Source organism: Psychrobacter sp. P11G3, assembly GCF_001435845.1.
In the GTDB taxonomy this organism is placed as follows: Bacteria; Pseudomonadota; Gammaproteobacteria; order Pseudomonadales; family Moraxellaceae; genus Psychrobacter.
Genome location: NZ_CM003596.1, coordinates 974,344 through 993,969, shown reverse-complemented (window position 1 = coordinate 993,969; position 19,626 = coordinate 974,344). Strand labels below are relative to the sequence as shown.

At 42.7% G+C, this 19,626-nt stretch carries 16 protein-coding genes; 2 read left to right on the top strand and 14 right to left on the bottom strand.

What is annotated here, in order from left to right; all coding sequences use genetic code 11:
• Positions 1-35: 35 nt before the first annotated feature.
• The 8 genes from moaC to surE form a co-directional block, all read right to left on the bottom strand.
• A complete protein-coding gene (gene moaC / locus AK824_RS04170; RefSeq protein ID WP_057759067.1) occupies positions 36-542 on the bottom strand; it encodes a cyclic pyranopterin monophosphate synthase MoaC in 507 nt (168 codons plus the stop codon).
• A gap of 30 nt (positions 543-572) precedes the next feature.
• Positions 573-1,286 carry a molybdenum cofactor guanylyltransferase gene (locus AK824_RS04165; protein WP_057759065.1) on the bottom strand — a complete coding sequence of 238 codons (714 nt, stop codon included), beginning with the start codon at positions 1,284-1,286 and terminating at the stop codon, positions 573-575.
• Between the two features lie 56 nt (positions 1,287-1,342).
• The gene (gene moaB, locus AK824_RS04160; RefSeq protein ID WP_057759063.1) at positions 1,343-1,873 is read right to left on the bottom strand and encodes a molybdenum cofactor biosynthesis protein B; all 531 of its coding nucleotides are present in this window, start codon (positions 1,871-1,873) and stop codon (positions 1,343-1,345) included.
• A gap of 129 nt (positions 1,874-2,002) precedes the next feature.
• Positions 2,003-3,115, bottom strand: coding sequence for a GTP 3',8-cyclase MoaA (gene moaA, locus AK824_RS04155; protein WP_057759061.1), 1,113 nt, complete (start codon positions 3,113-3,115; stop codon positions 2,003-2,005).
• Positions 3,116-3,245: 130 nt separating this feature from the next.
• Complete coding sequence (gene glp, locus AK824_RS04150; protein ID WP_057759059.1) at positions 3,246-4,541, bottom strand: molybdopterin molybdotransferase MoeA; 1,296 nt, start codon at positions 4,539-4,541, stop codon at positions 3,246-3,248.
• A gap of 406 nt (positions 4,542-4,947) precedes the next feature.
• Positions 4,948-6,246 carry a lytic murein transglycosylase gene (locus AK824_RS04145; RefSeq protein ID WP_057759057.1) on the bottom strand — a complete coding sequence of 433 codons (1,299 nt, stop codon included), beginning with the start codon at positions 6,244-6,246 and terminating at the stop codon, positions 4,948-4,950.
• A gap of 69 nt (positions 6,247-6,315) precedes the next feature.
• Positions 6,316-7,104, bottom strand: coding sequence for a peptidoglycan DD-metalloendopeptidase family protein (locus tag AK824_RS04140; protein WP_057759055.1), 789 nt, complete (start codon positions 7,102-7,104; stop codon positions 6,316-6,318).
• 135 nt (positions 7,105-7,239) lie between these two features.
• Entirely contained in the window at positions 7,240-8,058 is an 819-nt protein-coding gene (gene surE / locus AK824_RS04135) for a 5'/3'-nucleotidase SurE (RefSeq protein WP_057759053.1), read from the bottom strand.
• A 539-nt stretch (positions 8,059-8,597) separates the two neighbouring features.
• Here surE and AK824_RS04130 point away from each other — a divergent pair.
• Together AK824_RS04130 and AK824_RS04125 are read left to right on the top strand one after the other, a co-directional pair.
• Positions 8,598-9,032 (top strand): MCR_0457 family protein, encoded by a 435-nt coding sequence (locus AK824_RS04130; RefSeq protein ID WP_057759051.1) that lies wholly within the window; start codon positions 8,598-8,600, stop codon positions 9,030-9,032.
• Between the two features lie 500 nt (positions 9,033-9,532).
• On the top strand, positions 9,533-10,699 hold the full coding sequence (locus AK824_RS04125; RefSeq protein WP_057759049.1) for a D-alanyl-D-alanine carboxypeptidase family protein: 1,167 nt from the start codon (positions 9,533-9,535) through the stop codon (positions 10,697-10,699).
• 191 nt (positions 10,700-10,890) lie between these two features.
• Here AK824_RS04125 and AK824_RS04120 read toward each other — a convergent pair whose 3' ends face one another.
• From AK824_RS04120 to ispG, 6 genes are all read right to left on the bottom strand, one after another.
• A complete protein-coding gene (locus AK824_RS04120) occupies positions 10,891-12,855 on the bottom strand; it encodes a sensor histidine kinase (RefSeq protein WP_057759048.1) in 1,965 nt (654 codons plus the stop codon).
• A 205-nt stretch (positions 12,856-13,060) separates the two neighbouring features.
• Complete coding sequence (der, locus tag AK824_RS04115; RefSeq protein ID WP_057759046.1) at positions 13,061-14,482, bottom strand: ribosome biogenesis GTPase Der; 1,422 nt, start codon at positions 14,480-14,482, stop codon at positions 13,061-13,063.
• Between the two features lie 393 nt (positions 14,483-14,875).
• Complete coding sequence (gene bamB / locus AK824_RS04110; protein WP_057759044.1) at positions 14,876-16,084, bottom strand: outer membrane protein assembly factor BamB; 1,209 nt, start codon at positions 16,082-16,084, stop codon at positions 14,876-14,878.
• A 146-nt stretch (positions 16,085-16,230) separates the two neighbouring features.
• Positions 16,231-17,025: a YfgM family protein gene (locus tag AK824_RS04105; RefSeq protein ID WP_057759043.1), complete on the bottom strand. Its 795-nt coding sequence runs from the start codon at positions 17,023-17,025 to the stop codon at positions 16,231-16,233.
• A gap of 70 nt (positions 17,026-17,095) precedes the next feature.
• On the bottom strand, positions 17,096-18,385 hold the full coding sequence (gene hisS / locus AK824_RS04100; protein ID WP_057759041.1) for a histidine--tRNA ligase: 1,290 nt from the start codon (positions 18,383-18,385) through the stop codon (positions 17,096-17,098).
• Positions 18,386-18,508: 123 nt separating this feature from the next.
• Positions 18,509-19,624, bottom strand: coding sequence for a flavodoxin-dependent (E)-4-hydroxy-3-methylbut-2-enyl-diphosphate synthase (ispG, locus tag AK824_RS04095; protein ID WP_057759039.1), 1,116 nt, complete (start codon positions 19,622-19,624; stop codon positions 18,509-18,511).
• Between the last annotated feature and the right edge of the window lie 2 nt (positions 19,625-19,626).

The following is a 19,626-nucleotide window of genomic DNA, read 5'->3' as shown; positions in this document are numbered from 1 at the left end:
AATTAATTGACGACGCACTCTGCAATGTTGTCACTTTAAGCATGACTGTAGTCTGATTTACCACCTGTCTTTTTGACCAGATGAATATCATCTATAACGATGTCATGCGATAGTGCTTTAGTCATATCATAGATAGTTAAGCAGGCAACACTAACCGCTGTTAACGCTTCCATCTCCACCCCTGTCTTATGCGTAACCTTGACTACCGCACTGACCGTGAGGCTGCTGAGCGCGTCGTTGTACTTAAAGCTTAAGCCTATCTTGTCTAGCGGTAGTGGATGGCAAAGCGGTATAAGATCATGAGTGCGTTTGGCCGCCATGATACCAGCGATATGAGCTGTTTGCGTGATGCTACCTTTTTTGGTCATACCATCAGCCGCTTTAATTTGCGCATAAATCTCACTAGGAAAGCGTACTTGACCAGTGGCATTGGCTTCTCGCGTCGTTGCTGTCTTACCACTGACATCGACCATGGTAATATCACCATCACTGTCTAAGTGAGATAAAGTAGATTGCTGATTTATCTGAACGCTGTCACTCATTTATATAACCTTTCTTATGTGATATTTTTATTATTTTGGTAGAGCAGCACATGCCTGCTTGAAATCTTTAGGCGTATTAAAGTTGGTCAAATTTTGCCACTCTTTGCTAAATGATACAGCTTGCACTAATGGCTGAATAAACTGCATTACTCTACGCTGTCTGCTATCTATATAGTCTTTCAAATCAGGCTCGATACTTAACTGATACAGCCCTAATAATGGATATAAGTGACCGTCATCTTTTAGGCAAATTACTTTTTTATCAGCAGCAAGGCTTATTTCACATTGTAATTTCTGCCACAAGTCAGTTGCTGGTATTAAGCTATCACAGCTAATAACCAGTAACCACGATGCTTGTGCGTTTTTTGATACGCCTGAATCATTCAAATCGTTCAAATCGCTCAATGTTTGTAAGGCTGATTCGATAGCGACCAATGCGCCGCCAGTTGTGATCTGCCCATCATGTTCATTAGAGTCAACATCAGTACCATAATCAGCAATATGAATAATAGGCGAATTGGTTTTTTCTAAATGGACATCTAAACCAGTTTGAAAGCCGCGACCATTATCTGCAACCAATATAGGAACCTGTAACTTGCTCGCATGACAAACATGATAGTCTAGCAGCTGCTCACCTGACGGTAGTGTCAGCATCGCCTTAGCCGCTCCCATACGTCTAGATGCACCGCCTGCCAAAATAACCACACCTGCCAAACCATCCAGATTATTTGAGCAGTTTTTCATTTACCATTACCTGTCAGGCTTAATTGTATATCACTCATAGCTCAATTATTTATAACTCAATCATGGCTAGGGTTTTGTGCCAAAAAATGCGGCACAAAATTGCATGGACGAGTACGACTGTCAAACTGATCTTTTAAGATATTTTCCCAACCCGTACGGCAAGCACCAGAAGAGCCTGGTAGACAGAATATACCCGTACCATTGGCCATACCAGCAACTGCTCGCGATTGTACGGTAGACATACCGATTTCATCTTTTGAGATTAAACGGAACATTTCACCAAAGCCATCGATTGATTTATCAAACAGTACACTCACAGCTTCTGGCATGCTATCTCTGATGAAGAACCCTGTGCCGCCAGTGGTAATAACCGCATGAACGCCTGGACTAGCAATCCAACCACTAATGACTGCGCGAATCTGGTAAATATCGTCGGTGATTAATTGACGATCTGCTAAATGATGACCTGCTTCGGTCAAGCTGTCTACTAAGTACTGGCCTGACGTATCTTCTGCCAACGTACGGCTATCAGAAACAGTCAATACAGCAATATTAAGAGGTGTAAATTGTGCAGCAGGCTTACTCATAAATAATCCTTTATAGATGTCATTTTATAATTGTATTAAATATCCGTTGTATCAAAAAAAGCTATATTGAAAAACGATTGCATTGAAAAACAGTCTCTATCAGCGTCATGATTGCAGACTTGGAATATCTTAACCACCGATTATCGATAGATTGTGCATGATGCCACTGTTAGAGTCATGCAGATGATGATGCTCAGGCTTGATTGGCATAAAGCTATGTAAAGTGTTTACCAGTCCTTGGATATCGTCTTGCTGTAAGTATGGACGGATATCGTAGTTGCCTTGGTCAAACAGACACAAATGCACCTTGCCTTGGCTGCTTACGCGCAAGCGGTTACAGGTATCACAGAAGTGCGCCGCATATGGGGCAATCATACCGATACGACCGACATATTCAGGGTGGCTATACTCTACTGCTGGGCCATCGGCACTACCGCGCTCGTGCGGCTGCCAACCATTCTCTAACAAGTAATCAGTGATAATATCAGACTGGGCATGCTGAGCAAAAAACAAATCGCTATTATCACTGGTCTGCATAAATTCAATAAAGCGATAGGTCACTTGTCTGTCTTTGACATAGTCGATCGCCGTGATTAAGTTCTCAAAAGCAGTCTCTGCCATCAAGACACTATTTATTTTCAGTTTGATATCAGTCGTTTCTAACAACGTATCCATGTCAGCCAATATCTGCGGCAAGGTATCAAAGCCTGTCATTTTATGAAAGGTAGCAGCATCGAAGCTGTCCATACTGATATTGAGCTGATCAAGTCCAGCAGCTTGCCAGTTAGCTATATGTTTACCCAATTTATAACCGTTACTGGTCATCGCAACTGTCTCAATACCGTCAGTCTGCTTAATCGTTTCGATGATTTCGACAACATCACGACGAATAGAGGGCTCACCACCTGTAATTCTAACTTTTTTGGTACCTACTTGAGCAAAGCCGCGCACCAAGGTTGCAATTTCAGAGATACTCAGTTCATCATCAGGGCGCTTACCTTGATAGCCATTTGGCAGGCAATACTCACAGCGAAAATTACAGAAGTCAGTAATAGATAGACGCAAGTAAGTCAGACGCCGTGCAAACCCATCGGTTAGCGGCTGGTGATAGTCACTCATCTGTTCAGCGGGCACGACTAAGGAAGGCTCTATGTAGCCATCAGATAATGCCGGTGCCAAGCTTGGTGAATACAGTTGCGGACTGTCTATTTTGTGTTTGTCATCTATGTTGTCATCAATCATATGTTACTGCCATCAGTACTGCTTACTATAAGCACTACTTTGTTATTCGTGTTTAGCATACCAGTGTAAGGTTATAGGGTTGCTCTTTAGCTTTATGCGACCACCTTACAATAAATTGGCAAACGATGAATTAGCGATGTAGCCAAGGAAACGGTTGTACAACGACGTCATTACCAGCTGCTACGTTCCCACTGTCTTTGTCCAATACAATAAAGCAATTGGCGCGGCTCAGCTGTTTGATTCTATGTGACTGCTGTCTTGAGAAACACTCAACTTGATAATGACCTGTCTCATCTCGTGACAATACGCCACGCTGAAAGTCTTTGCGACCGGGAGATTTTCTGATATCACTGATAAGTTTGGCTTTGATCGTTAGCGGCATCGGCTGCTCTGACACGTTAGCACCTGACATTTGCCACAATGCAGGTATCACAAATTGTAGCGTACCCACGACCGTAGAAAGCGGATTGCCCGGTAGGCCAAAATACAGTACTGGCTTATCGAGATTTTTATTCAATTCACCAAATACAAAAGGCTTACCAGGTTTCATCGCTACTTTATAATGGTTAATCTGACCTAATGTTTCGATCACAGTGGTCAAAAAATCATAGTCACCAACTGAGACACCTGCTGTCGATATCAGTACATCACAGTCCTGCATGGCCTCATTGACTGCGATAGTTGTCTGCTCTAGGTTATCAGGAATAATGCCATAATCACGAATAATGATAGGCAGATCTGATAGCAAGCTTTTGAGCGTTGGAGTATTAGAATTATATATTTGGGCTAGGCTTTGTAGCTCATTGCCAATAGCCACGAGCTCATCACCTGTTGCCAATACGCCTACGACAAGCGGTTGGAACACGTTCACTTGGCTAATACCAAGGTTGGCGAGTAAGCTAATATCTGCAGAATTGAGTCGTTTACCGATTTTCAAAACGGCTTCACCGGACTCAATCTCCTCGCCTTTTGAGCGGATATTATCATCAACTTTGGCGGTTTGCGTGAGCGTGATGTTGTAAGGTCGAGATTTATCAACGGTCGCTTTGATATCTGCAAAGTTTGTATTCTCTTGCATAATGACCGTATCACAGCAATATGGCACGACTGCACCCGTAAAAATACGTACCCCTTGCCCTGCCGCTGTCTCACCAGTATAAGCACTGCCAGCTTGCGACTCACCAACGATTCCGATAGTACTGCTTTCTGATAACTCACTACCTTTGGCAATCGCATAACCATCCATTGCAGATAGGTTTTGTCGCGGCACATCAAAAGGCGAAGCAATATCTTGAGCCAGTATATGATTTAGACTGTCTAGCAACTCTAGAGTGTTAACGGCTCTTTTTTGTAGTGGAAAGTCAGTAATATGATAATTATCTATCCGTTGCTGTATCGCAGCTTGTAATTCTTCCATGGTAATCATAAGGTCACGCTCTTTCTGTCGTTCTAATTATTTATAATCGAAACTGTTATTAAAAATGGTCATTAAAAACTGTCACTTAAAACTCTGAGTAAAAGTCATCGTTAAAAAACACATTATCTAGAGTCTATCATTCAAAGTATCAACTTTCTTGTATTAACCTTGTCCTGATAAGTTTTGAATAAAGCCAGATTACACTGGTCTTAATATTTGATATTTATTGCATTGTCCATGGTGTTAAAGACGTCAGCAAAATCAGACATAGATTGAGACAAAAAAAGCACCTTGGCAAGGTGCTTTTTGTAGAACAAAGTAAATTATCGTTTGATGACTAGTGACTAATTCATAATGGCTAAGTAAGATTAAAAAGAGCCACTTTTATACAGTGTATAAATACCGTCAGTTTACCTCACCATCCAGCCAATGAAGACGCACTGTTTTGAGTAATGAAGCCATCTGGTGTTTGGCCGTTATCTGCTTGCCAGCGCTGGAATGCCATACGAGTATTGGTACCCACGATACCATCAGCACCTTTGGTATCATAACCCATACTAGTCAACCGACGCTGTAGGTTAGTCACTTGCGTGGTCGATAATGGACGCTCATAACGAGGCCAAGATTTTTGCAAACCGCTTTGTCCATTAATCGTTTTGCCTAGCAGACTAACGCCCAATGCATAACTTGATGAGTTGTTATAGACTTTAATCACATCGAAGTTTGGGCTCAGCAATAATACTGGACCGTCTTTACCAGCGGGTAACCATAGCTCCATCTGAGTATTGGCATCTAAGTAAACGTCCGCTATCGTATCGACACCCATCGCAGCCCATCTAGCGGCAGGTTGTTTGCTACCAACCACTGAGTAATCAAACGAGGCTGGCACCGTTGCTTCATAAAACGGTGCTAAGCCACGAACCCAACCTGAGTTACTAAGATAGTTGGCCGTCGAGGCTAGCGCATCACCAGTCGCCCAAGGATTACGATGTCCATTACCATCACCATCAACCCCTTGTTTGAGCCAAGTCTCAGGGATAAACTGGGTTTGTCCCATACCACCTGCCCAAGAACCGTCCAACTGTGACCATGATACGTCACCGCGTTGTAGCAAGGTCGCTAACGATAGCAACTGCGTTTCAGCGAATTCTTGACGACGACCATCATAGGCAAGGCTGGCAAGCGAACTTGGCAAATCACTATTACCGGTTACAGCACCGTACGATGACTCCATACCCCATATCGCAGCGATAATCTCTGCATTAACTCCATACTGAGACTCTAGCTGAGACAAATAAGCACGCTGCTCAGCAAATTTGCGTTTACCTACACTGACGCGTCCACTTGATACCGCAGAATCTACGTATTCCCATGGCATCTTAGAAAACTCGGGCTGACCTGAATCTAATGAGATGACTTGCTGATTTAGATAAGCAGAGTCAAGCAATCGACCAATCACTTGGGCATCATAGCCTGACGATATGGCCCGCATAGAAAAGTCTGACTTCCAATCAGAAAAGCTACTGTAGCTAGGCTTTGGCGCAGGCTGCGGTTTTACGACTGGCGCAGGTGTTGGTTTGACCTGAACGGTTTGAGTTTGAGTAATCTCAACGCCGCCTTGACGAACAGGCTTACTTTGCATTGCCTGCTGGCTTGTACACCCGACCATCACTAACGCTGGCACAAAGGCGAGGTATTGCTTTTTTAATCTCATAAAAAATCTCAAACATGAATAAATAAAATGGCGCACAGTGGCCAAGCTATCCGTAGCTATTATTTAAGTCTAACGCCCAAGTACGCTACGTGGGTCAATAGGATTACCATTTAAGCGAACCTGAAACTCTAAGCCTACCTCGTTGGTCTGACCACTGCTGCCCATACTGGCAATGCGTTGGCCACGCTGTACTGTATCACCCTCTTGCACTAATAATTGGCTATTGTGCGCGTAGGCTGTGATGTAGTTATCACTATGACGAATCATAATTAGATTGCCATACTCTGGCAGACCGTTGCCTGAGTAAAGCACAGTTCCTGATTGGCTGGCAAGTACTGGATCACCAACTTTACCCGCAAACCACATTCCCATATTGCCTGCAGCAGGGTCAATGTTACGAGTTACTGGGTTGCGCGTAGGATAATCATAACCAGAGGTCGAGTTGGCAGTGGCTTCATACGCTGGTGTTTGAGATTGGGTCACAGGTGGCGTATAAGTTGGTTGCGTTTGAACTGGAGCACTGTAGCTATTGTTACTTGCAGTGGTGGCCGCATTGCCTTGCCATAGTTTGAGCCATTGGCCACTATAGATGGTATATTTACTATCTAGATTATTCATTGCTCCGATTTGACGGTAGTTCAGACGATAGCGCGCTGCAATCTGGCTGACCGTATCGCCGCGTTGTACACGGTGATAGTTAGGGACGCCTTGCGCGTTAGTAATAATCTTAGGACCTGCTTGGTTTGCTGACTGATACGTGGGCTTCGTTGCACAGCCGACGACAGATAGAGTAGCGACTGCCATAGTACCAATCAAAGCGGCTTTAACAAGGTGCGATCCAGCTATGATTTTTTTCATACAAGGTTCCTATTCTTTGTGTTGCTCATTCATTGTTTAATCATTCAAAAGCGCTTAATGTCATACAAGAGTCTTTTGATATTCTCATAACACGTTAGTGTCTAATAAGCCGGTATGGATTATATCTTATAGAATTTATAGCGCGAGTGTTGATAATCTATCTAGCGCTGCCGTTGGCGTATGATGTAGGCGTACTGGTGACAAACTGACATACCCTGCCGCTACGGCCTGATAATCTGTCATCATATCCTGATTCGCTTGTAACGCATCGATTGACGTCTCTGATGATCGCTCATTTTTACCTTTTCGTAGAGACAACCAATATGCATCTCGGCCGCGTGGGTCTATCATATGGCGTACTGGCTGAGCAGCTTGCTTATGGCCTAGCGAGGTTATTTTTCGACCCTTGATATCATCGGCATGCTGCACATCAGGAATATTAACGTTTAATACATGATAGGGCAAACTTTTAAGCATCTCTAAAATCGAAGTCTCAGTAAGCAGTTTGACGATTTCATGTGCGGCCACTTGATAGTCACTGGCTGATTCTTGCCCGCCGTTTTTGACACCCCCGCCTACCAAAGACGTTGCTATAGCAGGAATACCAGATAGTTGCGCGGTCAATGCAGCACCGAACGTACCAGAGAACATCACATCTTGTCCCAAGTTAGCCCCTGAGTTAATGCCTGTAATCACGCAGTCAAAGTCACTATCACGATATAACTCATGCAGTGCCAAATAAACACAATCAGCTGGTGAACCATTTACCGCTACAAATCCAGAAGGCAGCTGATGCGTATGCAGTGGTCTTGAGACACTCAGCGCACTCGCATAGCCGCTTTGTTCATCGTTCGGGGCGACGACCACCACTTCACCAATAGTCGATAATGCCTGAGATAGTGCCAATAATCCTGGCGCATACACACCGTCATCGTTACTAATTAAAAATCTCATTTCTGCTCAGTATATGGTTAATATTTTATTGCCGATTTTTCTACATCTCTATTTGATAATTCTGCTATCGTGCCATATCTGTTCAAGATAGCCATCAAAGAACGATGCCCATATCTAAAATGAAAACATGATACTCTAATTCTTCAATGACATGACGTCTCAGTCTAGAGAAAAAGAATCATTTTGATAGCATGAGCGATTATAACTGAATAATATAAAGACACGAACCCTGTCATTAGCAAAGTATCATGCTCTTCTTATGCTGATAATTATACGATGAAAGTAGCGTAACAAGATCTGTATCAAACGAATAACAACCAGTAGATTAAGCATCGCGTTACAATACGCAACACCCCACAACAATACAAACCGATGTACTGATACTGAAGTAACGTCATTAGGGTATGCTACTGATATGTTGCTAAAAAATGGTTTTGGCTCACAAGATATCTACACATAAATCAATATTTTATGTGACTTTTGTTTTTTTACCGATTAACATATGACCATTAAATAAAGACGAGCGAGTGTAATACTGAATGAATAAACAATCGATATTATCTATAGCTTCTGTGATAGCAAATACTGCCTCAAAAGTTGGGATTGCAGGACTGATAACGTCTGTTGCTATGCTGTCTCAAGCTTCTAATGCTGCAAATAACTCTGGCACTACCATTCCGCTAGACATGTCTGGCATTAACATTACTAAGCACGAAATTGCGGTGATGCAAGTACTATCAGAGATATGCCCACCAATGCTAAATGGTAAGCAAAAACAGCGGTTCTATAAGTCGTACACCGTACAGCTGCATGAGCTAATGCCTTCTCTAGAAGATCCAAAAGCGGCTATTCAATACTTATCTACACAGCAAGACTATCGCCAGATACTACAAGGTATTCGTAGTTGGACGATGGGATTCTCAAAGCAAGAAAACAAAGCACTATGTGAAGATTTGGCAAATGCAGATTACTAGAAGACTCGTTAGTTTGACTCAACGACTAACGTCATCTACTTAACTTGTTAATAATATTGGTATCAATGATAATAAAATAAAAGCTATGTACTCTTTATAACATCGGTTAAGCAAATATTATCAACTGATTGTTTAGGTATCTGTAGCATCAAAGCTTGCTGTCACTTTACTTGTTATTCACAAGCAGTGCAGCAGGCTTTTTTGTGAGCGTTAAATTTTTATTACAGAGACTGGTCAGATGATAGTCAGAACAAATATATGATAGGCCTTCATTTTTCTTTTCAAACTTGCCTTATTTTTGCATTTATTGATTCCCCATCGGTAGTCATTTTGCTAAGATAAGGCGTTAATTTTATGTCTATTGTGTAGGCGTTACTATTTTCATCGATACATTATTTTAAACACTGCATTTAAGACATGCTGCTTAAAATAATGTATGGAAATAGGTACAAAACATAAGCGATAGATACATTTGGTTCCATGATGCGGTGTAATGATATATGACAGTAAAGCGTGTAAAAAATCAGCTGATACAGCTGGTAGTTGGTGTAAGTATCTCGATGAGTGCAGTAATGGCAAACGCAGCCATTCAACCACCTGAAATGGACAATACTGCCTATGTGTTGATGGACTATAACACTGGCGAAATTCTGGCTCAAAAGAACGCCAATGAGGCGCTGCCGCCAGCATCTCTGACTAAGATGATGACCAGTTATATCATTGAGCAACGCTTAGCATCAGGCGACTTGAAAGAAGATGAACAGGTATTGATGAGTCCAAACGCGTGGTGCCGTGGTAGTAGCAGCCAATCTTGTATGTATGTGCCTGTGAACAAAACCGCCAGCGTCATCGATATGCTACGCGGTATTATCATTCAATCAGGTAATGATGCATCAAAAGCCATGGCTGAACATATTGCTGGTAGCGAAGCCTCGTTTGCAATCTTGATGAACGAACAAGCGCAAAAAATTGGCATGGAGAACTCTAACTTTGTCAATGCTACCGGTATGCCTGACGAAGGTCATTTAGCATCTGCTTTGGATTTGTCTAAACTTGCTCGCGCTATTATCAAAAACAGCGGCGACTACTATAGTATCTACGCAGAAAAAGAGTTTACGTATAACGGTATTACCCAAGGTAACCGTAATGCTCTACTGATTACCGACCCAACTGTTGATGGCTTAAAAACTGGCCACACTGATGCGGCAGGCTACTGCTTGGTTGCATCGAGCAACCGCGAAGGCATGCGTCTAATCTCTGTCATTATGGGTACCAAGAGCCAACAAGCTCGCGCTGATCAGTCACGCGAACTACTTAACTGGGGTTTCGGTCACTTTACAACGGTTACCAAGGCGCCTGCTGGACAGTTCGTTAGTAAGCTTCCAGTATGGTTTGGAGAAGCTGACGAGGTAGAACTGGCCACTGGCGACAACTTGCAAATCCTAACCAGCAAAACACAGAAAAACAAAATCACCACAGTGGTCGACATTCCTGAGAGCTTAGAAGCACCGATCAAGAAAGGTCAGGAAGTCGGTAAAATGATGGCTGTAATCGATGGTAAAGCGGTAGCCTCAGTTCCTATCATAGCAACCAATGATATCGAACAGTCAGGCTTTATGAGCCGTACGTGGGAACATATCGTACGCTGGGTAAAGAACCTTCTCTAAGAGAAACTTTTAAAAAGCAATTCTAGCTAAAAACTGTTTAAAAAAAGACGCCTCAAAATGGGCGTCTTTTTTCTTTTTATGCTTACTTTAATTCAACAGTGCTTCGATACTGACAAGTCGAAAATATGAGAAATGCTACCTAGCAAAATAAACCCAACTAGGAGCACAGATCTAGTAGAACCGTACTATGTCTAAACCAACCATTGTTTTAATAAGTCGCTTAACGCTTTGTCCTTATAAGTAGCAATATGGCAATAATCGACACCAGCTGCTTTTAAACCATACTCAAAACTGCCTACATAGCGCGCCCGATGCTGCGGATACCAATATACCAATAACGCACGATGCTCGCTCTTACTACCCTCATCGCTTTCATATTGACGGATACGTTTGGCTAGCATCGCGGCTTTTTCTGGGAAAACATCTTCAGCAAACATCACTATGTCAACTTTCTGCTTACGCATCTCCTCTATGACGAGTTGGTTACCTTGACGACAAATAATCGTAGCCCCTAGGTATTCCAGTTCCTCTAACAATGAGCCTGTCTCATGATAGTAATAATAAGTAATCGTCAGACCAGACAATAAGCGCTGCTGTTTTGATTGCTGTTGATTGGGCATCGCTATGGTCAGCGTAAACTGTGTACCTACGCCAAGCACACTATCCACATCAATAGTAGCACCCATAAGCTGAGCCATTTGTCTAACGATTGGCAAGCCAACCCCTGAGCCTTCATACTGGCGAGTTTGCGACGAATCCACCTGAAAGAACGGATTAAATATATCGTCTAGGTGCTCATTATCGATACCAATACCCGTATCTTTCACGCTAATCTGCCAGCGATTACTCTTATTAAAATGTGTCAGTTGCGACGTAATCGTAACTTTTCCAACAGGCGTGAACTTAATCGCATTATTGAGCAGTATCGATAGTATCTGATGTATTTTTTCTGAATCACCATATAGGCTATAGTCTATATGGTGAATATTACTAATCAGCTCTAGCCCTTTTTGAGTAGCTGTATTTTCAAACTTAGCTAACAGATCAGCGATTAACTGTAATGGGTTAAACTCATTTTTATGAATTCTTATCTGGCCTTTTTGAATCTGGTTCAACTGTATAATATGATCTAACGACAATACCAATTTATCACTGCCGCTACTGATAATCTCTACCGCGTCTTTTTGCTCTCTGTTTAGCGCCTCATGATCCAATAGTTGTAAACCACCTACAATTGCATTCAACGACGTTTTTAACTCATGAGAAATCATGCTTTGAAAGTTATGCAACTGTACATCAAGTGACACATCTTTATTGTGCAATTGCTGTTCAAAGGCCGCAAGGGTTTCATAACCTTGCCGTGCTTCTTGTAAACGATTGAATAACACAATTAATGCTTTTTTGATTTGGGTTAGCTCTTGAAAATTGAATTGCTGCGGAATGACTGGCAGTTGCTCTAGATTTGCGTTGTCTATGACAATGTCACAAATATCGGTCAATGTTTCGATATCTCTGACTGGCCAATTAAGCTTTCTAAAAATGTATAAGGCAAATATAACAATCATTACCACTGTTGTTAGCCATAACCACAGGATATTTTGGAACCAATGTAAACGTAGCAACTCTGCGTCCATCGTAATATTAATATAACCAATCAATGTGCTATTTTCGGTCGCTGTATCAGTCGTCTCATCTGGCGCTGACGATTCGCTCATAATGTTTGATAAAGTCATTGCCAAATGTTGATTGGAATCAGACTTATTGGATGCCACAATACTGGCATCAAGGTCTTTACTAATCACTGGATAGTTGAAACTGACCGTATGCGCAAATAAAGCATTTTTCCAATCAGCAAGCGACTGGTCTATATCTTCAATTGGCTCAGAGGTGGAATAGAAAACAATACTCTGAATAGTCGGCTCATTCTCTAACAAGATATTGACTTGTTCAGCCACAACATCTGCCCCATCTGCAGTCGATGCGCTAGTCGTTAGTAGCGATGCCAATTGTTGAATATGCTGTTCTTTTTCTTGATAGTGATGCACTAAACCATAAAGAAAAGGCAATAAAAAACCTGCCAGCACTGCCAATACGACAGCTTGTATGACAGAACGCCAGATAAGTACGGGGATGGTTTGAGACGAACGGTTGTTCATATCACTCTACTGAGTCGCGTGCAGCTTTCATTTATAGTACAGGTATTTTAAAGATGTGATAAGTAAAACATTTGAGTATTTTTTGAAACTAAGATAGCTATTTATAAGCCCAAACTATAGCGTATTAATAGAAAAATGTCATCGCGCTATCGAACGCGATGACATTAATCATAAAGCTAAAAATATAAAGCCTAAAACACTAGGATTAACGAGGCTTTTTATCTTTGGTAGTAAATTTCTGTGATCTATTACGCTCACGTTGACGCAATTGCTGAGCTTTAGCTTTAGTCGGCGTGTCGCTCTTATTCGCATATGGATTGTCGTTTTGCTTCAAGATAACGTTAAGCGGTGTGCCTTCTAGCTTAAACACTTGACGGAATTGGTTCTCTAGATAACGCTGATAGCTTTTAGGAAGCGCACTGGTTTGGTTACCATGAATAACAATAACGGGTGGATTGTGGCCACCAATATGCGCATAACGTAACTTGATACGACGACCAGCAACGGTTGGTGGCGGATTGGCCGTTACCGCATCTTGCAAAATCTGGGTCAAACGGTTGGTTGATACTTCAAACATCGAAGATTTATACGCACGTAAAATAGACGGATATAAATTACCGACACCTGTACCATGCAGTGCTGAAATCAAATGTATTTTTACATAAGGAATAAAGCTAAAACGGCGATCCATCTCAAGCTTGATATAGTCTCTTTGATCTTGCGTTAGACCATCCCATTTATTGATTGCAACGACCAACGCTCGTCCGGCGTCAAGCGCATAACCAATCATATGCAAATCTTGATCTACAATACCTTCGTGAGCATCAATGACAATCACAGTTACGTTAGAATCTTCAATCGCTTGCAAGGTCTTGATGACAGAGAATTTTTCTACTTTTTCATCGATTTTACCACGGCGACGTACACCAGCAGTGTCGATCAAGACATAGTCGCGACCTTCACGCTGATAAGGAATATAAATACTATCGCGCGTTGTGCCTGGCATATCAAATACCACTACTCGATCTTCGCCAAGCAGGCGGTTTACGAGCGTCGATTTACCAACGTTTGGACGACCGATAATAGCAAGCTTTAAGCCTCTTGGCTCTACTATATTTTCTTGCTCAGGCATATCAGCCGTTAGTACTTCAAGCAAGTTGCCGACACCGCGACCATGACTGGCTGCCATCGGATACGGTTCGCCCAATCCTAGTGCATAAAACTCGGCAGGTGCTGCATCATGTACGCCATCGACTTTATTGGCAACAACATAGACAGGCTTGCCTAATGTATGCAAGAATTTACCAATTTCAGCATCAGCGCCAATCATACCGGCACGAGCGTCAACGACGAATACGATGATATCTGCTTCATGGATTGCTGTATGCGACTGCTCAGACATATAGTCATCAATATTACCGCTACCGTCATCAGCTTCACCGATACCACCCGTATCTACAACGATAAAAGATTTGTCTTCATAAGTTGCATCACCGTACTGACGGTCACGAGTCAATCCTGAAAGGTCAGCGACCAATGCCTGTCGACTTTTTGTGAACTGATTAAATAAGGTGGATTTACCGACGTTTGGACGACCAATTAAGGCGACCACAGGCTTGATACTCATGGGTTACTCTCAGTGAAAGGCACAATGACGGGCAGTACAGTTATTCTTATAACCAGTGACATAACAATAGTAATAGATATGCTGCAATTGACCGTGAATTAAAATGAATGATAGAACAATAGCAAAAATAATAGATGGCTATTTTACGATTAAAAATAGTATATAGGATGGCTTCATTATACCTATTATACATAAATAAGTAGTATATATGGATAGCACATCGGTCGCATAGAGTACGCTAAAGCCTATGTTTAAACAAGCAATTTACACAAGGCACTAAACGCTGACTAATCAGCGTTTGTGTTTTATAAATGATAATCAAGAATAGGCTTAAAAACTATAGTGAAATATTACACTTCATTAATTACCGATAATCACTTATCTATATAGTTATTAGCGCACTAATTGCCAGATGGCAACTTGTCCTGACGTACTTTGAGTCATTAAACGGCTACCTTGGACTTGCAAGTTGGTCAACGCACCTTTTGTCTCTACACGACTAACGATGCTACCCGTAGCAGGGTTAAACAAATGCACTACGCCATCGAAATCACCAATGGCGATATAGTTGCCAATCATCACAGGATTAGTGAGATCACGATAAGCCAATTCGTCACTTTCCCATAGCGTCTCGCCACTGTTGCGATCATAAGCAACTACTTTACCATCTAGACTGGTAGCAATGACTTGCTGAGTATTTACCGCCAATGATTTGAGACTCGCAATTTCATTGACGAACATTACCTGACGCGAGGCCAAATCAATCCCTAATAGCTGACCACTATAGCTGATCGCAAATAACTGATTTTTATCTACGATAGGTTTGCCATCGACATCGCTCATGCGCTCAACTTCACTACTACCAGCACCTACGCCAACACGTCTTGACCATAGCGGAAGACCGTTATCGACAGTAATTGCGTGAAGACGACCATCAGCTGTGGCTAAAAGTGCTGTCTCATTATCTAATAAAGTTGGCGCAGCGCTACCGCGAACGCTGATAGCAGGTACTTGAGTTGCGAACTGCCATACTGGCTGTCCAGTTTGCAGCGACAGACCATGTAAGAAACCATCATTCGCTGATAATACCACACGATTATTGGTAATCAGTGCTGGCGTCAAAACCGAACCTGATAGCTGCTGCTGCCAACGCTTTGCACCAGTCGTGCTATCGAACGCCATAACCTTGCCACCACGAGTACTAACGATAGCTGTCTGACTCAATGCATCTACTGCAACACCGCCAGTGATTTGGTCGTCAACATTGATTGACCATACGCGCTCACCTGCACTATTAAACCCTGACAGTTCACCACCGCGTGATGCAGTAACGATTTGACTATTAGCATAGCCAACTTGCAAATCTAGCGGATCTTTTTTGCTGGCTTTTTTATTGCCAACATCGGTACTAAATACAGGCTGTAGTACGCTAATCGGCTGAGCGATTTGTACCAATTTTACCGGATCATTAACCACAGGCTTAATACCGCGATTACATCCAATCACTGCCGTGCTCATTACTGCCAGTACGGCCACATGCATGACTGTCTTTTTGATAGTCTTGGTGTTTAACATTTTGCTAGAGCGAATAGATTGAGTCATTGTATGTTCTCACTACAGATAAATTATTATTAATTGGTAAATTGGCCAACGGCAAATTAGTAATCATTAGGTTATATTAAAAAAGAGCTTTGGCTGATTACCAACTCTCAATACTATACTACTGACTTAATATCTAGCCTACTGACTTACTGTCCTGCTTCGGCAGCGACTTCGTTCGAGACATCCATCACTAGCGATGGCTCAGGAGCAGATGGCTCTTGAATAAGACTGGTTTGCTCAGCAATCGGCTCAGCCGTGATACCTAAGCTTTCCATCTTTAATGCCAATACTGCACGCGTTTCTTGACGGCTACGTAATAGCTCCCACGCATTACTATAAGATTTAATCGCTGAATCTTTATTGTCTTGCGCTAAGTAAATATCCCCTAGTAGCTCCTGCTGACTTGCTTCAAACGAGCTTGGCATGTCATTGTTTGCTTCTGACAGGGCAGCATCTGTATCGCCTGCGGCCAATAACGTTTTTGCATAGCGTAAACGAGTAATCGCTTCTAGACCAGCATCACCCAAATCGATGGCCAATGCTTTTTTGAATGTCTCAGTCGCTGCTGCAAAATCATCATTGTCTACTTGTTGACGTGCTTTTATCATTAGCGCTTGCCATGCATAAACTGACTCACCGTGCGTACTGACTAAAGTATCAATATCTTTGTCTAGTTGGCCACGACTTTGGGTAAGTGCTTCTTGAGCCTCTGCTTCTAAATCTGGGTTTTGCGAGGCCAATTTAACCTCTTCGTTTAGCTGCTGAATATCAGCATATTGATCGGCGGCGACGGTATCTACTCGCGCATGGTTGTTTTGCCAGTATGTCCAACCAAAGTAGGCGGCCAGTGCTAACAAAATCGCAGTAACGATATAACTACCATATTGCTTTAACGCTTGCATGGAGTTATCTGCATTTGGCGAATTAGGTGTCAGAGCCATATATATTTACCTGATAAAATTTACATTAAATTGCTGGTGCGACAAACAAAGCTGATTAGTCAAAAATTGACTAGCCACGAGAAAAGTTATCTTTATTTGATAACCAATCTTGGGCGACCGTCTTTTGCTCACCTGTCTGCATGTCTTTAATACTAATCGTATGATCATCCAGCTCTTGCTGGGCGATGATGACTGTCAATGCCGCGCCTGACTTGTCTGCCTTCTTCATTTGCGCTTTTAGACTCGTGGCACTGGCCATCTTTACTCGTACATCTGGACGACTGTGACGTAAGTTCTGTGCATAGCTTATACCAGCACTATATACCTCAGGATGGGCCACAACGAATACATCACAAGCAGGTATGTCAGCAATCGGCGCTACCGCTTCTATCAGTAATAATAGACGCTCAAGCCCCATTGCAAAACCAACACCAGGCTCAGATTTTACTGGTTTACTACCATCTGTACCGATTGATTTTAACTGCCCTACTAGCCCGTCATAACGACCACCCGCACACACAGTAGCTTGGCTTCCAAGCTTGTCCGTTACCCATTCAAATACCGTTTTATTGTAATAATCAAGGCCACGTACTAAGTGCGGATTGATTTCAAAATCAATATTAAGTGCAGTCAGATAGGCTTTGACTTGCTCAAAATGCGCCACACTCTCTTCACCCAAGAAGTCAGCAAGCTTTGGCGCATCTGCCAATACTGCTTGCGTACTCGCTTCTTTGCTATCTAAGATACGTAAAGGGTTAGTCGTTAAACGACGTTTGCTGTCTTCGTCTAGCTGGTCTTTTTTATCAGTCAAATAAGTAACCAATGCTTCGCGATAAGCATAACGCTCATCCAGCTCACCCAAACTGTTTAGTTGCAAACGCATCTCATTGTTAAGACCTAGCTCTTGCCACATCAGATGAGTCATCGCAATCAGTTCAGCATCAGCATCTGGTAGTGCACTACCGAAGCTCTCGACACCTAACTGATGAAACTGACGATAGCGGCCTTTTTGCGGACGCTCGTAGCGGAACATCGGACCGATGTACCAAAGCTTAGGCGTGTCCCCACGTAGCAAGTTGTGCTCGATAACTGCGCGTACTGCTCCAGCTGTGCCTTCAGGACGTAGCGCTAACGGCGTTGGCGGCTCAGATTTATCAGTAAAGCTGTACATTTCTTTTTCGACGATGTCAGTCGCGCCGCCAATAGCACGGGCAAACAGATCCGTTTGTTCAACGATTGGCAAGCGAATATGCTCGTAACCGTACCTACCAAGCACATCAGCCAATATCGCTTCTAAATGCAACCACTTTGCTGATTGGTCAGGCAAAATATCATTAAAACCTTTGATAGCTTTGATCATGGTACGGTCGTATCCTTAAATGTTTAACAGGTATTCTATTATTGTTTTCTATGCACTCAAATAAGCGCTATATGTGATTGACACTGTGACGATATGGCCTAACGTATCAATCTATTCTATGACTTATTTTACGCGAATGATTTCATTTTCACGTTTTTTTGCCAAGTCTTCTGCATGGGCGCGAACCATACCTTCTATTTCATCAACCAAATTGCCTGTATCGATAAGGTGGCTTTTTTCACCCATACGATACACCAGTGATCTAGGGGCAGCACCAACGATACCGATATCGGCCTCTTTTGCCTCTCCTGGACCATTCACCTTGCAGCCGATCACGGATAAATTCATCGGTTCACGAATATCTTCTAAGCGCGACTCTAACGCTGTCATTACTTTAATTACATCAAACTCTTGACGCGAGCAGCTTGGACAGGCGATAAAGTTTACGCCATTCGAACGAATATTAAGCGATTTTAAGATATCAAAACCAATCTTAATCTCTTCTTCAGGCTCGGCGGCCAATGAGATACGAATGGTATCGCCAATACCATCTAGCAATAATCCACCTAGCGCAATAGCAGATTTAACAGCGCCCGTACGGTAGACACCCGCTTCCGTCACGCCCAAATGTAATGGATTATCAATTTGCGCTGATATTAAACGATAAGCATCCAGTGTCAAAAACACGTTACTGGCTTTGACAGATACTTTGTACTGGTCAAAATTAAGACGCTCTAAAATGTCGATATGGCGCATTGCCGATTCAAGCATTGCCTCGCCAGTTGGCTCAGTATACTTACGCTGTATGTCTTTTTCTAAAGAGCCAGCGTTGACGCCAATACGAATAGGAATATTATGATACTTGGCACAAGCGACCACTTCACGTACTTTGGCATCGCTACCAATGTTACCGGGATTGATACGTAAGCAGTCAGCGCCCGCTTCAGCAACGGCCAAAGCGATTTTATGATCAAAATGCACGTCAGCGATCAAAGGCACGCTTACCAGTTTGCGAATTTCACCAAAGGCTTTGACCGTATCCATCGTTGGCGTTGATACGCGCATCAAATCTGCACCTGCTTCGACACAACGCTCGATTTGAGCGACCGTTGCTGCTACATCACAGGTGTCAGTGTTGGTCATGCTCTGTACGCTAATTGGTGCATCACCACCAACCGCGACATCACCGACATAGATTTTTTTGGTCAGACGACGATTAATAGGCGATGGCATTGACATAC